Consider the following 13,335-nt stretch of genomic DNA (forward strand, 5'->3'; position numbering starts at 1 on the left):
TGCACGGGCGGAGGGGGTGGCGCGCGGCTGAACGCGCGTTTAGAGTGGTGAACGTGCGTTCAGTCGACACCGACGACCTCACCACCCGGGCCCGCATCCGCGACGCGGCGATCGCCCGCTTCGGCCGCGACGGGTTCCGTGCCGGCCTGCGTGCCGTCGCCACCGACGCCGGTGTGAGCCCCGCGCTCGTCATCCACCACTTCGGGTCCAAGGACGGCCTGCGCGCCGAGTGCGACGCGTACGTGCTGCGCTCCATCCGGGACCAGAAGGCCGAGGCGATGACCCGGTGGTCGCCGCTGCAGGTCATCGGGGCGATCGACGACGCCGAGCAGTACGCGACGGTCTTCGGCTACGTCGTGCGCGCGATCCTCGAGGGCGGTGCGGTCGCCGCGACGTTCGTCGAGGGCATGGTGGCCGACGCCGAGTCGTACCTCGAGGAGGCCGTCGCGAGCGGGACCGTGCGCCCGAGCGTCGACCCGGCCGGCCGCGCGCGGTACCTCATCGCGACGAGCGTCGGGATGCTGCTGGTCGCCCAGCTCGAGGCGGAGGCGGGTCGCGGCGTCTCGCCGACCGTCGACCCCGCCGGGGCCCTGCGGGAGATCTGGCGGACCGTGCTGCTGCCCGGCCTCGAGCTGATGACGTTCGGCCTCCTGACGTCGAGCGACCTGCTCGACGAGTACCGAGCAGCGACCGACGGGCACGCCACCGCGCCACCGTGACGGGAGAGCACCACCCCGCTCCCACCACCACGTCCAGCAGAAGGAAGTCGTCATGAGCACCCTCGCCATCGAGGTCGCCGGGCTGCACAAGTCGTTCGGCACCACGCACGCCCTCGACGGGCTCGACCTCGTCGTCCCCGCCGGTTCCGTCGCCGGCTTCCTCGGCCCGAACGGCGCCGGGAAGTCGACCACCATCCGCGTGCTGCTCGGCCTGCTCAAGGCCGACAGCGGCACCGTCCGCCTGCTCGGCGGGGACCCGTGGACCGACGCCGTCGCGCTGCACTCCCGCCTCGCGTACGTGCCCGGCGACGTCACGCTCTGGCCGAACCTGACCGGCGGCGAGGCGATCGACCTGCTCGTGCGCCTGTCCGGCCGCCCGCTCGACCAGCGCCGCAAGGACCAGCTCCTGCAGCGCTTCGAGCTCGACCCCACCAAGCGGGCGCGCACCTACTCCAAGGGCAACCGGCAGAAGGTCGCGCTCGTCGCCGCCCTCGCGACGCCCGGCGTCGAGCTTCTGGTGCTCGACGAGCCGACGTCCGGCCTCGACCCGCTCATGGAGGCGGTGTTCCAGCGGTGCGTCCGGGAGGCGACGGCCGAGGGGGTGTCCGTGCTGCTCAGCAGCCACATCCTCGCGGAGGTCGAGGAGCTCTGCGACACCGTGACGATCATCCGGCAGGGCAAGGCCGTGCAGCACGGCACCCTCGCCGAGCTGCGGCACCTCACGCGCGCACGGGTCAGCACGGTCGTCGCAGGCTCGACGGACGCCCTCGCCGCGCTCGACGGCGTGCACGACCTCGCGACGACCGACGGGCACGTGACGTTCCACGTCGACAACGACGCGTTGCCGCAGGTCACCCGGGCCCTGGCCGACCTCGCGCCGACCGCTCTCACCATCACGCCGCCGTCGCTGGAGGAGCTGTTCCTGCGCGAGTACGGCGACGAGCTGGCCGCCCTGGAGGGCGCGGGCACCCCGGCGGCGACGCGATGACCGCCGTCGCCCTCGCCCCGACGGCCGTCGCCCCCGCCCGGCCCGGTGGCCTGCTCACCGGCACCGGGACCCTGCTGCGGCTCGCGCTGCGCCGCGACCGGGTCCGGATCCCCGTCACCGTCGCGATCCTCGTGCTGATGATGGAGTCGACGTACTCGGCGGTCGCGAGCGCGTACCCGACCGTCGAGCAGCGGCAGGCGCTCGCCGTGACGATCAGCAGCAACACCGCGTTCCTCGCGCTGCTCGGCCCCGCGCAGCACCCCGAGTCGCTCGGCGCGGTGGCGTGCTGGCGCATCGGGGCGTTCCTCGCGCTCGTCGTCGGGATCCTCGGCGCCATGACGACCGTGCGGCACACCCGTCGCGAAGAGGAGGCGGGCCGGCTGGAGCTCGTCGGGGCGCTGCGGGTCGGCCGTCTCGCCGCGCTCACCGCCGGCCTGGTCACCGCTCTCGTGCTCGTCACGGTGACGTCGTTCGCCGTCGCGATCCCCGTGCTCGGCGAGGGGGCGGACGGTGCGCTGGCGTTCGCGTGCCAGAACCTCGTGGCCGGCCTCGCCGGGGTCGCGGTCGCGGCCGTCGCCGTGCAGGTGGCCTCGGTCGCGCGCACCGCGAGCAGCATCGCGGTGTCGCTCCTCACCCTCACGTACGTGCTGCGGGCCGCCGCCGACATCTCCGACTCCGTCTCGTGGCTGTCGTGGCTCAGCCCGATGGGGTGGGGCCAGAAGATCGACCCGTTCGGCGAGAACCGGTACGGGCTCGTGCTGCTCGGGGTCGCGACGCTCGCCGTCGGCGCCGCCGTCGCGTACCGCATCGCGCTGCACCGGGACCTCGGCGCCGGCCTCATCGCCGACCGGCCCGGCCCCGCCGGCGACCCGCGCCTGCGGTCCGTCGGAGCGCTCACCTGGCGGCTGCAGGGCACCACGCTCGGCACCTGGGTGTCGCCCGTCGCCGCGTACACGCTGCTCGTCGGGTTCATCCTCGACTCCGTCGACGACTTCGCCGGGGACAGCCCCCAGATGCAGCAGATCGTCGAGCAGATCGGCGGGAAGGGCGCCCTGCAGGACGTGTTCGTCGTGACGATCATGAGCTTCGTCGGGCTCGCCTCCGGCGCGTACGTCGTCGCCGCGCTCGCCCGGCTGCAGACCGAGGAGACCGCCGGACGCACCGAGCTGCTGCTCGGCCGGTCCGTGCCGCGGACCACGTACCTGCTGGTCAACGTGGCGGTCGTGACCGTCGGCACCGTCGTGCTCGCGCTCGCCGCCGGGCTCGCGATGGGCACCGGGTACGGGATCGTCGCGGGGACGTGGGGGACGTCGTTCTGGCCGATCGTCGGGGCCGGGCTCGTGCAGGTTCCCGCGGTGCTCGTCGTCGTCGGGTTCATGACCGCGCTGTACGGGTGGGTGCCGCGGCTCGTCGTGCTCGGCTGGGCGCTCGTCGTCTGGTCGCTGCTCGTCGGGCTCCTCGGGGAGCTCCTCGGGCTGCCGTCGTGGCTGCAGCAGCTGTCGCCCTTCTCGCACGTCCCCGGGTACCCCCTCGAGGACGTCACCGCAGGTCCGCTGCTCGTGCTCACCGCCATCGGCGTCGTGCTCGCGGCGTTCGGGGTGGTCGGGTTCCGGCGTCGCGACGTCGTCGCCTGAACGTCTCCCGGCCGCGTTCCGCCGTTGCTACGGTTCTCGCCACGGGGGCCACGCGCGACAGCGGAGGACGGCCATGAGCGACTGCCCGTGCGGGTCCGGGGACGACTACGACGACTGCTGCGGCGCCCTGCACTCCGGCCGCCGTCCCGCCCCCACCGCCGAGGCCCTCATGCGGTCCCGGTACACCGGTTTCGTCGTCCGCGACGCCGCCTACCTGCTCGCCACCTGGCACCCCAGGACGCGCCCCGACACCCTCGACCTCGACGACGACGTGACCTGGCGACGCCTCGAGGTCGTCCGCACCGACGCCGGCGGACCGTGGGACGACAGCGGACTCGTCGAGTTCGTCGCGCACTACGCCGAGCCCGCCGGACGGGGTGTGCTCCACGAGACCAGCCGGTTCGTCCGGGAGGAGGGGCGGTGGCTGTACGTCGACGGCGTCGTCGACGCGTGACGACATGCCCGAAGGGTCCTTCCGGCACGACCGGACATAGGCGAGCATGTCGGCATGAACGGGACAGAGCCGGCCATCGACGTCCGGGATCTGCGGAAGCGTTACGGGGCCAAGCAGGCCGTCGACGGGCTCGACCTGACCGTGGACACCGGTGAGATCGTCGCCGTCCTCGGGCCGAACGGCGCCGGGAAGACGACCACCATCGAGATCCTCGAGGGCTACCGTCGCCGGGACGAGGGGCACGTGCGCGTCCTCGGCGCCGACCCCCAGCACGCCGGCCGGGCGTGGCGGTCCCGGGTCGGCATCGTGCTGCAGAGCGCGAACGACCTCGCCGAGGCGACCGTCAGCGAGCTCGTGCGGCACTTCGCGCAGTACTACCCGGCCCCGCGGGACCCCGACGAGGTGATCGACGCCGTGGGCCTGCGCGAGAAGGCCCGCACCCGCGTCCGGCAGCTCTCCGGCGGGCAGCGGCGGCGGCTCGACGTCGCCCTCGGGATCGTCGGGCGGCCCGAGCTGCTGTTCCTCGACGAGCCGACCACCGGGTTCGACCCGGAGGCGCGGCGGGCGTTCTGGGACCTGGTCCGGGGGCTGCGCTCGGACGGCACGACCATCCTGCTCACGACCCACTACCTCGAAGAGGCCGAGGCGCTCGCCGACCGGGTCGTGGTCGTGCGCGACGGCCGGGTCGTCGCGCAGGGGGCACCCGCCGAGCTCGGCGGGCGGGCGGCGCGGCAGGCCGTCGTGCGGTGGAGCGTCGACGGCACCCGGCACGAGGAGCGGACCGAGACGCCCACCGCCGTCGTCACACGCCTCGCCGCCGCCACCGTCGGCGGGGAGGTCGCCGGCCTCGAGGTCGTCCGGCCGACGCTCGAGGACGTGTACCTCGAGCTCATCGGCGGCGCCCACGACGACATGGTGGAGATCGCCGGGTGACCGCCCCCGCAGCGCCGAGCCGGCCCGGCACCGGGCTCCGCGCCGGGCGGTCCACCCTGCCCGGGATGCTGCGGCTGGGCGTCGCCCGCTCGCTCCTCGAGCTGCGCATGTACTTCCGCGAGCGCGACGCCGTCGTGTTCGTCTTCGCCTACCCGATCATCATGCTGGCGATCTTCGCGACGGTCTTCGGTCAGGACGGCGCGACCGTCGGCCCACCGCCCGGCATCCCGTTCGCGCAGTACTTCCTGCCCGGCATGGTCGCGACCGGCGTGATGCTGTCGAGCTTCCAGTCGCTGGCCATCTCGATCTCCGTCGAGCGCGACGAGGGCGGGCTCAAGCGCCTGAGGGGGACGCCGCTGCCGGCCGTGTCCTACTTCCTCGGCAAGGTCGGGCAGGTGCTCGCGTCGTCGCTCGTGCAGACCGCGCTGCTCCTGCTCGTCGCCGCCGTGCTGTTCTCCGTGCCGATGCCGTCCACCGCGAGCGCCTGGACGACGTTCGCGTGGGTGTACCTGCTCGGGACCGCGACCGGGTCGGTGCTCGGGGTGGCGTTCTCGTCGGTGCCGCGCTCCGGACGGTCCTCGTCCGCCGTCGTCATCCCGGTGGTGCTCGTGCTGCAGTTCATCTCCGGGGTGTTCTTCGTGTTCCAGGACCTGCCGCCCTGGATGCAGAACCTGGCCTCGGTGTTCCCGCTCAAGTGGATGGCGCAGGGGATGCGGTCCGTGTTCCTGCCGCCGTCCGCCGAGAGCTGGGAGGTGTCCGGGTCGTGGCAGCACGGGGCGACGGCGGCCGTGCTGGGGGCATGGCTCGTCGTCGGGCTCGTGGTGGGGACGCGGACGTTCCGGTGGATGCGGCGCGACGACGGATGAGCGTCTAGCCCTGGGGGCGCTCCGCGCGGTCGCGGATGCCCAGCAGCATCTTGCGCGTCATCACGGCGCTGACCAGGCAGATCGCCTCCGACGCGAGGCGGAGGCCCCGGTTCGGCGTGGCGTAGCGCTCGCGGGAGACGAGCCGGGTGCGGCCGTGGCAGTCGCGCAGCGCGAACGCCCACGTGAACGCCCGGTCCGGAGCCGACAGGACGAGTGCGAACCCCGGCTCCGCGACGACGACGTCGAGCGCGACCTTCTCCGCGAGCCGCACCACGTCGCCCGGGACGAGGTCCTGCCACCGGTCCTCCAGGCGGTTCGTGCTGTGGATGTCCAGGCCGACCAGGTTCTCCAGGCGGTCGTAGCTGTAGAAGCCGCCGCGGTCCTGCCCGATCTGCACGAGCCACTGCCAGACGACCTCCGGTCCGGCCTGGATCGTGACGGCCCGTGTCGCGACGACGCCCGCCGCCGGGACGAGGTCGTCGCCGGGCATGCGGACGGCGACCTCGTCGTCGGTGGCGCCCCAGCGCCGGGCCCGGGCTCGCACGAGCGGGGCGACGACGACGGCGGCGGTCGCCACGGCCCCGAGGGCGGCGGCTCGGCGGGTGGCGGTCATGGGTCCACCTCACACCCGCCGCGCGGCCCGGGGGAGCGACGAACGTCCTGGTGGGGCGGGACGACGCGCGGGTGTCGGTGGGGCGCGGCAGGATGCGGGGATGCTGCTGGCCGACCTCGCGGCGACGTCGTCCGCGCTCGCGACGACGCGTGCCCGGCTCGCCAAGCGTGCCCTCCTGGTGGACCTGCTGCGGCGGACCCCGCCGGAGGACGTCGCCGTCGTCTCCCGGTACCTGGGCGGTGAGCTGCGGCAGCGGCGGACGGGGCTCGGCTGGCGGTCGCTGACGTCGCTGCCCGGGCCTGCCGCGTCGCCGACCCTCGCCGTCGCGGACGTCGACGCGGCGTTCGAACGGATGTCGCTGCTCGCCGGGTCGGGCTCCGGGACCGCCCGGGCGGCCGAGGCAGCGGCGCTGTTCGGGGCCGCCACGGCCGACGAGCAGCGGCTGCTGCGCGGGCTCGTCACCGGGGAGCTGCGGCAGGGGTCGCTCGACGCGTTGCTGCTCGACGCCGTCGCCGAGGCTGCCGGTGTGCCGGCGGAGGCCGTGCGGCGGGCCGCGATGATGGCGGGCGCGACCGAGCCGGTCGCCGTCGCGGCGCTCGGGGCGTCGACGCCGTCCGAGGCGCTCAGCGCGTTGGGTGCGTTCGGGCTGGTCGTCGGGCGGCCGGTGCGGCCGATGCTCGCGCAGTCCGCGCCGGACGTGGCCGCGGCCCTGACCACCCTGGGTGGCGGCCCGGTGGTCGTGGACACCAAGCTCGACGGCATCCGCATCCAGGTGCACCGCTCCGGGGACGCCGTGCGGGTGTTCACGCGCTCGCTCGACGACATCACGGAGCGGGTCCCCGAGATCGTCGCGGTCGTGCAGGGGCTTGGCGCCTCTGACCTCGTGCTCGACGGCGAGGCGCTCGCGCTCGGCGCCGACGGGCGACCGCGCCCGTTCCAGGAGACGTCCTCCCGCACCGCCACCCGCGACGCCGACGTGCTCTCGGCGACGACCCTCACGCCCTACTTCTTCGACTGCCTGCACGTCGACGGCGAGGACCTCCTCGACGCCCCGCTGCTGCGCCGCCTCGACGCGCTCGACCGCGTCGCCGGTGCGTGGGCCGTGGAACGGCTCGTCACCGACGACGTCTCCGCTGCCCGCGACCGGTTCGACGCCGTCGTCCGTGCCGGCCAGGAAGGCGTCGTCGTCAAGGCCGTCGACGCCCCCTACGAGGCCGGGCGCCGCGGCGCCGCCTGGGTCAAGGTGAAGCCCCGGCAGACGCTCGACCTCGTGGTGCTCGCCGTCGAGTGGGGATCCGGGCGGCGGCACGGGCTGCTGTCGAACATCCACCTCGGCGCGCGCGACCCGGCCGGCGGGTTCGTGATGCTCGGCAAGACGTTCAAGGGGATGACCGACGAGATGCTGCGGTGGCAGACGTCGCGATTCACCGAGCTCGCGACGTCGCCGCTCGACGGGTACGTGGTGCACGTGCGGCCGGAGCAGGTCGTCGAGATCGCGTTCGACGGGCTGCAGCGCTCGTCGCGGTACCCGGGCGGCGTCGCCCTCCGCTTCGCGCGCGTGCTGCGGTACCGGGACGACAAGGCGGCCGCCGAGGCCGACACGATCGAGACGGTTCTCGCACTCGCGGGCTGAGCGTCAGGCGGGCGTGCGATCGGCAGCACCCCCCGACGTCATCCGGCGCCGTTCGGCTCTCCGGCGGTGACGGATGCTGAGCAGCAACGCGGCCGCCAGGCCCGTCATGCAGGCGGCCGATGCCCACATCTGCCACCAGGCCTCGATCGCGGCGACGACGACCTCGACGGCGGCGACCGTCACCATGACTCGTTCACGCGTCGACATCGGTGCCGTCTCTCGGAGTCCGTGCGGGTGGGCCGCCCCCTGTGTACCGCACCCCCGACCGTCGGCGAGGGTCCGTGGCACACGGTTCGCACGGACGGGTGACCGCGTTCGTCGGCGGATGACCGGTGGATGACAGTCTCGTCATCCCGGGCAGGAGGGGGCCCGGGCGCGCCTAGTGTGCGGCTCATCGCCACCGCGATGACCGAGGACCGCCGCCGGGAAGGTGCATCCCTCTGTCGAGCGCCCGTGTCCCAGCCGGGGGCGACGGCCAGGGTGTGCCGTCGCCAGGGGCGTCCGCGCGCCGGGCGCCGGCGCGGGCCGGAGCGGTGCTCGTCGTGCTGCTGGTCCTGACGGTGCTCGGTGCGACCCCGGCGCAGGCGCACGCCGTGCTCGTCGGGTCGGACCCGGTCAGCGGGGCCGTGCTCGCCGTCGCGCCGGACGTCGTCACGCTGCGGTTCGACGAGGAGATCTCGGACCGGCTGAGCTCCGCGCGGCTGGTCGACGGGGGCGGCGGGGTCGTCGGCGGGACGCGGTCGCAGGTCGGGCCCGACGAGCGGGTGCTCACGCTCGCCCTGCCGGACGTCGAGCCCGGGTCGTACGGGGTGCTGTGGCAGGTGCTCGCGCAGGACGACGGGCACACGTCGTCCGGGACGCTCGTGTTCACGGTCGGGGCACCGACCGGGGCGGCCGGTCCGGTGGCGTCGTCGTCGTCGGCGCCGCGGGCGTCGGACGTGGTGCTGCGGTGGGCGCGGATCGCCGGCCTGGCGGGGCTCGTCGGGGCGTTCGCGCTGCTCGGTGTGCTGGCCGGTGGGCCGAGCCGGGTCGAGCTCGCGCCGCCGACCAGGGTGGCGGTGCGGGTCGGCCGGCGACGGATGCGGCGGACCGCGGTGGTCGCGGCGGCCTTCGGCGTGGGGGTGGCGGTCGTCGACGTCGTCGCGCAGGTGGCGCGGCTGCGGCAGCCCGGGAGCGGGTGGGCCGCGACGGCGTCCGGGCTGCTCGGCGGGACCCGGTGGGGGCACCTGTGGCTCGTGCGGGGGGCGCTCCTCGTGACGGTGCTCGTGATGCTGCTGGTCGTGCGGGAGCGTGCGACGAGCGTCGTGGCGCGGCGGGCCGCCGTGCCGGTGGCCGCCGCCGCGACGGTCGGGCTCGTCGTGGTCGAGGCGGCCGGCAGCCACGCGGCCGCGGTGACGGGTGACCCGGGGGTGGCGGTCGCGGTGGACGCGGTGCACGTGCTCGCGGCGTGCCTGTGGGTGGGGTCGGTCGGCGCACTCGCGGTGGTGCTCGGGTCGCCCGTCGGGCGTGGGGGCGGTGCGGGGCTGGTGCGGGCGTTCCGGGGGAGGTTCAGCAGGGTCGTGCTGGTCAGCGTGGGGGTGGCGCTGGCGTCGGGGCTCTACGGCGCGGGCCGGCAGGTGCGGTCGGTCGACGACCTGGCGACGACGGCCTACGGGCGAGCGCTGCTCGTGAAGGTCGGGGTCGTCGCCGTGACGCTCGGGCTCGGGCTGGTGAACTCGACCCGTCTGCACGGTCGTGACCTGCGGCGGCCGGGTGCCCGACGGGTGGCCGGGGCTCCGCGGTTCACGCGGCGGCTCGTCGCGGTCGAGGTGGGTGCCGCCGCCGTCCTCGTGGTGGCCGTCGCGGTGCTCGTCGAGACCGCGCCCGACCGGGGGGTGGCGGCGCCGACGGCGGAGAGTGCCGTGGTCAGCGGCTCGGTCTCCGACCTCGTCGTGACCGTCACCGCCTCGCCCGGGCGGCCCGGGGTCAACGGGTTCACCGTCGTCGTCGCGAGCTCCCGACGGCCCCCGCCGGCGCAGGTGGACGGGGTGCGGCTCGACGTCACGACGCTCGGGCGGACGTCCGTCGCGCTGCAGGAGGTCGGCGACGGTCGGTACTTCGGCACCGGCCAGGTCGACGCCGCCGGGGTGGTGGAGGTCGACGCCGTCGTCGAGCGGGCCGGTGCCGAGGTCGTGGTGCCGCTCACCTGGCACGTCGCGCTCCCGGCGGACGACGTGACGGCGGCGGGTCGGCCGCTCGCACCGTACGTCGACGGGCTCGCGCTGCTCCTGGTCGCGGCCGGGGCGGCCGCGGGGGTGCTGGTCGCCCGTCGTCAGCGCACGACCAGCGTCAGCGACACCGCGTGCGAGAGCGACCCGCTCGTGCCGGTGACCCGCACGCTGTAGGTCCCGCGCGGTGTCGTGGTGGTCGTGCGGATCCGCAGCGTCGACGTGCCGGACGTGACGACGGGGTTCACCGAGTACGTGACCGTCGCGCCGGCGGGCAGGCCGGTAGCCGTGAGCGCGACGCCGCCGGTGAACCCGCCCTTCGGGGTGACCGTCAGGGTCGACGTGCCCGTCTGGCCGCGGGTGACCGACACGGACGTCGGGCTCGCGGCGAGCGTGAAGTCGCGCACGGGGACGACGAGCGTGAGCGCGGCGGTGTGCACGAGGCTGCCGCTGGTGCCGCGGAGGGTGAGCGGGTAGGTGCCGGCGGGTGCGGTCGTCAGGGTGGCGAGGGTCAGCAGGGACGTGCCCGCGCCGGTGACGACAGGCTTGGTGAACGTGGCCGTGCCGACGGTCGCGGGCAGGCCCGTCAGGGAGAGCGCGACGGCGCCGCCGAACCCGCTGAGCGCGCTGACGGTGGCGGTGAACGTGCCGTTCGCGCCGGCGTTGACGGTCCGCTGGGCGGGGGTGACGGCGAGGCCGAAGTCGGGCGGTGCGGTGACGACGAGCGTGAGTGCGGCCGTGCGCGTGAGGGAGCCGCCGGTCGCGGTGACCGTCAACGGGTACGAGCCGGGGGCGAGCGTCGACGTGGTCGTCACCGTGAGGGCGGAAGTCCCCGAGGCGCCGGGCACGACGACGGGGGAGAAGGCCCACGCCTGCGGGGCGGTGAGGCCGCCGAGCGTCAGCGTGACGTCACCGGCGAACCCGCTCACCGGGGTCACGGCGACCGAGTAGGCCGCGGAGCCGCCCGCGACCGTGGTGATCGACGCGGGGGACGCGGCGACGGTGAACCCGGGCGGGGCCGGGACGACGAGCGTGACGGCGGCGGCGTGCGCGATCCCGCCGCCCGTGCCGGTGATCGTCAGCGGGTACGAGCCCGGTGGCAGGGACGGGTCGGCCGTGAGGGTGAGGGTCGACGGGCCGGACCCGCCGACCACGCGGGCAGGCGCGAACGTCGCCGTGGCCTGCGCGGCGGTGACGCCGGAGAGCGTCAGGTCGACGTCGGCGGCGAAGCCGCGCAGGGCCCCGACCTGCACGGACACCGTGGCGCTGGCGCCCGGCTCGACGGTGACGGTCGGCGGCGCCGCCGCGACGGTGAAGTCCGGCGTCGTCGCCAGCCAGTCGGCGGCCGCCGCGACGTCGAGCCGCCCGAAGCCGACGTCGTCGTCGACCCCGGGCAGCGACAGGTCGACCGCCCCGGCCTCGAGCGCGGCCTCCTGGCGGTCGGCCGAGAGGTCGGGGAACTCGTCGAGCAGCAGCGCGAGCGCACCCGCGACGTGCGGCGCCGCGAGCGACGTGCCCTCGGTCGTCACGTACTGGCCGTACAGGTCGGTGGTGCGGACGGCGACCGCGGGGGCGGCGAACGTCGGGTCCGTGGCACCGGCGCACGCCGACGGGCCGCGTGACGACGACGCGTACATCCCGTCGGTGTCGTCCGTGCCGCCGACGGCGACCGCCTCCGGGTTGTTCGCGGGGCTGCGTACCGTCCCCGGCAGCGGCCCCTCGTTGCCTGCCGCGAACACGGGCAGGATGCCCGCCGCCCGCAGGCTGCGCAGGTCGGCCTGGAACTCCAGCGAGCAGCCGGGCGTCGACATCGTCCAGGAGTCGTTGACGACGTTCGGGGCGTCCGCCGTCGCCGGGTCGCCGTCGGGGTCGAGGAGCCACTGGAACCCGCGGTGGATCGCCGTCGACGTCGCGACGCCGCGGTCGTCGAAGATCTTCACGGCGATCCACGTCGCGCCGGGTGCCACGCCGACCGCGCTGCCGCCCGCCGACCCGCCGACCATCACGCCGGTCGTCGCGGTGCCGTGGCCGCTCACGTCCGTCGGGGTCGTCGGGTGCTGGCCGTTCGGGTCGAACCAGCTGTTCGTGCCGCCGCGCCACGACGACGCCAGGTCGGGGTGCGTCACGTCGACGCCCGTGTCCATCGACGCGACGACGACCCCCTGCCCGGTGAACCCCTGCGCCCACATCGCCGGCGCGCCGACGCGGGCGACGTTCGGCTCCGTCGGACCGCCCGCCGCCGCCGCGACGGCCCCGAGGTCGGCCGCGTGCAGGACGACGGTGAGGTGCACCGACGCGACGTCGGGCCGCGCCGCGAGCTCGCGGACCACCGCGGGCGTCGCCCGGACGTCGACCTCGTTCGTCACCCACAACGGCAGGACGTCCGCCGCGAGGTGCTGCGCCGTGCGCGCGGCCAGCAGGTCGCGCACACCCTTCTGCGTGCGGTCGGCGTGGGTGCGCAGCGCGCGCTCGACGGCGCGCAGGCGCTGCGGGCGGCGCAGGTTGCCCAGCGGGCGGAGGTCGGCGCGGGTGGTGAGGACGACGGCGACGTCGAGGAGGTCCGTCGGGTCGGCCGCGGCGAGGCGCTGGGCGAGCTCGGGGTCGATCGGCCCGGCGCGCAACCCCGGGCCGACCGACGTCCCGACACCCGTCGCGACCGCCGCCGTCGCGCCCGGGCCGGCCGCCAGCAGCATCGCGAGCGCCAGGCCGACGGCCGCACCCCGCCTACTCGACGACCACATGCTCCACCTGCGCGTCCCCGAGCAGCACCGAGACGACGCTGCCGGGGTGGATCCAGCCGTTCGGGTTGTCGAACACCAGGTAGTACGTGACGCCCGCGTGGAACGGCCCGCTGTGCGCGTGGTGCATGAACAGGTCGTGGACCACGAGCCCCGTGTCCTCGTCGACGAGGGCCGGCGGGGTCGCCGGGTCGTGCAGGGCGTTCGCGGTGTCGGGGTCGACCACCTGGTAGCGCAGGTCGACGAGCCCGCCGCCGCCGGTGACGACGACCTGCGTCACGCGCACGCCGCTGGCCCGGACCAGCCCGTCGGCGTCGACCGCGGGCCGTCCCCAGGACACGTCGAGCGGGTCCTCACCCGCCTCGCCCACCGCTGCGTCCGCGGTGTCGCCGGACGCCACCGACCGCGACACCCAGGTGACGACCCCGAACGCGGCCGCGGCGAGCGCGGCACCGCACAGCACGGCGAGGACGCGCACCGCGCGGCCGCGCCCGTGGGGGCTCGCGCCCGACGGGTCGGGCGTGGTCAGCGCGGGAGCCGGGCTCGTCAC

The 13,335-nt window shown here is 75.3% G+C and carries 12 protein-coding genes; 8 read left to right on the forward strand and 4 right to left on the reverse strand.

Annotated elements, in window-relative coordinates; translation table 11 throughout:
- Window positions 1-53 precede the first annotated feature (53 nt).
- The 6 genes from Cch01nite_RS10290 (at window position 54) to Cch01nite_RS10315 (ending at window position 5,594) form a co-directional block, all read left to right on the forward strand.
- Window positions 54-719: a TetR/AcrR family transcriptional regulator gene (locus Cch01nite_RS10290; RefSeq protein ID WP_239070247.1), complete on the forward strand. Its 666-nt coding sequence runs from the start codon at window positions 54-56 to the stop codon at window positions 717-719.
- Between the two features lie 52 nt (window positions 720-771).
- Entirely contained in the window at window positions 772-1,707 is a 936-nt protein-coding gene (locus Cch01nite_RS10295; protein WP_203752728.1) for an ABC transporter ATP-binding protein, read from the forward strand.
- Window positions 1,704-3,341: an ABC transporter permease gene (locus Cch01nite_RS10300; RefSeq protein ID WP_203752731.1), complete on the forward strand. Its 1,638-nt coding sequence runs from the start codon at window positions 1,704-1,706 to the stop codon at window positions 3,339-3,341. Before Cch01nite_RS10295 ends, Cch01nite_RS10300 begins: the two co-directional genes overlap by 4 nt.
- A gap of 73 nt (window positions 3,342-3,414) precedes the next feature.
- Window positions 3,415-3,795, forward strand: a complete 381-nt coding sequence (locus tag Cch01nite_RS10305; RefSeq protein ID WP_203752734.1) for a YchJ family protein — start codon at window positions 3,415-3,417, stop codon at window positions 3,793-3,795.
- Window positions 3,796-3,849: 54 nt separating this feature from the next.
- Entirely contained in the window at window positions 3,850-4,728 is an 879-nt protein-coding gene (locus Cch01nite_RS10310) for an ABC transporter ATP-binding protein (protein ID WP_203752737.1), read from the forward strand.
- Between the two features lie 65 nt (window positions 4,729-4,793).
- Window positions 4,794-5,594 carry an ABC transporter permease gene (locus Cch01nite_RS10315; protein ID WP_203753322.1) on the forward strand — a complete coding sequence of 267 codons (801 nt, stop codon included), beginning with the start codon at window positions 4,794-4,796 and terminating at the stop codon, window positions 5,592-5,594.
- Window positions 5,595-5,598: 4 nt separating this feature from the next.
- Here the strand turns inward: Cch01nite_RS10315 and Cch01nite_RS10320 are convergent, their stop codons facing one another.
- A complete protein-coding gene (locus tag Cch01nite_RS10320; RefSeq protein WP_203752740.1) occupies window positions 5,599-6,207 on the reverse strand; it encodes an SRPBCC family protein in 609 nt (202 codons plus the stop codon).
- Between the two features lie 100 nt (window positions 6,208-6,307).
- Between Cch01nite_RS10320 and Cch01nite_RS10325 the strand changes: the two genes are divergently transcribed.
- On the forward strand, window positions 6,308-7,840 hold the full coding sequence (locus Cch01nite_RS10325; protein ID WP_203752754.1) for an ATP-dependent DNA ligase: 1,533 nt from the start codon (window positions 6,308-6,310) through the stop codon (window positions 7,838-7,840).
- Window positions 7,841-7,843: 3 nt separating this feature from the next.
- On the opposite strand, the gene Cch01nite_RS10330 is transcribed toward Cch01nite_RS10325, so the two are convergent.
- Window positions 7,844-8,023 (reverse strand): hypothetical protein, encoded by a 180-nt coding sequence (locus Cch01nite_RS10330; RefSeq protein ID WP_203752757.1) that lies wholly within the window; start codon window positions 8,021-8,023, stop codon window positions 7,844-7,846.
- Window positions 8,024-8,382: 359 nt separating this feature from the next.
- Here Cch01nite_RS10330 and Cch01nite_RS10335 point away from each other — a divergent pair, with 359 nt between their 5' ends.
- Entirely contained in the window at window positions 8,383-10,224 is a 1,842-nt protein-coding gene (locus tag Cch01nite_RS10335) for a copper resistance CopC/CopD family protein (protein WP_203752760.1), read from the forward strand.
- On the opposite strand, the gene Cch01nite_RS10340 is transcribed toward Cch01nite_RS10335, so the two are convergent.
- Both Cch01nite_RS10340 and Cch01nite_RS10345 read right to left on the reverse strand, forming a co-directional pair.
- Complete coding sequence (locus Cch01nite_RS10340; RefSeq protein ID WP_203752762.1) at window positions 10,152-12,788, reverse strand: S8 family serine peptidase; 2,637 nt, start codon at window positions 12,786-12,788, stop codon at window positions 10,152-10,154. The genes Cch01nite_RS10335 and Cch01nite_RS10340 overlap by 73 nt on opposite strands.
- A complete protein-coding gene (locus Cch01nite_RS10345) occupies window positions 12,772-13,335 on the reverse strand; it encodes a hypothetical protein (protein WP_203752765.1) in 564 nt (187 codons plus the stop codon). The genes Cch01nite_RS10340 and Cch01nite_RS10345 overlap by 17 nt, the downstream gene beginning before the upstream one ends.

It is taken from the genome of Cellulomonas chitinilytica (assembly GCF_016862675.1).
In the GTDB taxonomy this organism is placed as follows: domain Bacteria; phylum Actinomycetota; class Actinomycetes; order Actinomycetales; family Cellulomonadaceae; genus Cellulomonas; species Cellulomonas chitinilytica.

Excerpts from the sequence above, each read along its gene's own strand:
- Cch01nite_RS10295 (WP_203752728.1), top strand. The coding sequence starts at position 772 with ATGAGCACCCTCGCCATCGAGGTCGCCGGGCTGCACAAGTCGTTCGGC.
- Cch01nite_RS10300 (WP_203752731.1), top strand. The coding sequence starts at position 1,704 with ATGACCGCCGTCGCCCTCGCCCCGACGGCCGTCGCCCCCGCCCGGCCC.
- Cch01nite_RS10305 (WP_203752734.1), top strand. The coding sequence starts at position 3,415 with ATGAGCGACTGCCCGTGCGGGTCCGGGGACGACTACGACGACTGCTGC.
- Cch01nite_RS10310 (WP_203752737.1), top strand. The coding sequence starts at position 3,850 with ATGAACGGGACAGAGCCGGCCATCGACGTCCGGGATCTGCGGAAGCGT.
- Cch01nite_RS10315 (WP_203753322.1), top strand. The coding sequence starts at position 4,794 with ATGCTGCGGCTGGGCGTCGCCCGCTCGCTCCTCGAGCTGCGCATGTAC.
- Cch01nite_RS10320 (WP_203752740.1), bottom strand. The coding sequence starts at position 6,207 with ATGACCGCCACCCGCCGAGCCGCCGCCCTCGGGGCCGTGGCGACCGCC.
- Cch01nite_RS10325 (WP_203752754.1), top strand. The coding sequence starts at position 6,308 with ATGCTGCTGGCCGACCTCGCGGCGACGTCGTCCGCGCTCGCGACGACG.
- Cch01nite_RS10340 (WP_203752762.1), bottom strand. The coding sequence starts at position 12,788 with ATGTGGTCGTCGAGTAGGCGGGGTGCGGCCGTCGGCCTGGCGCTCGCG.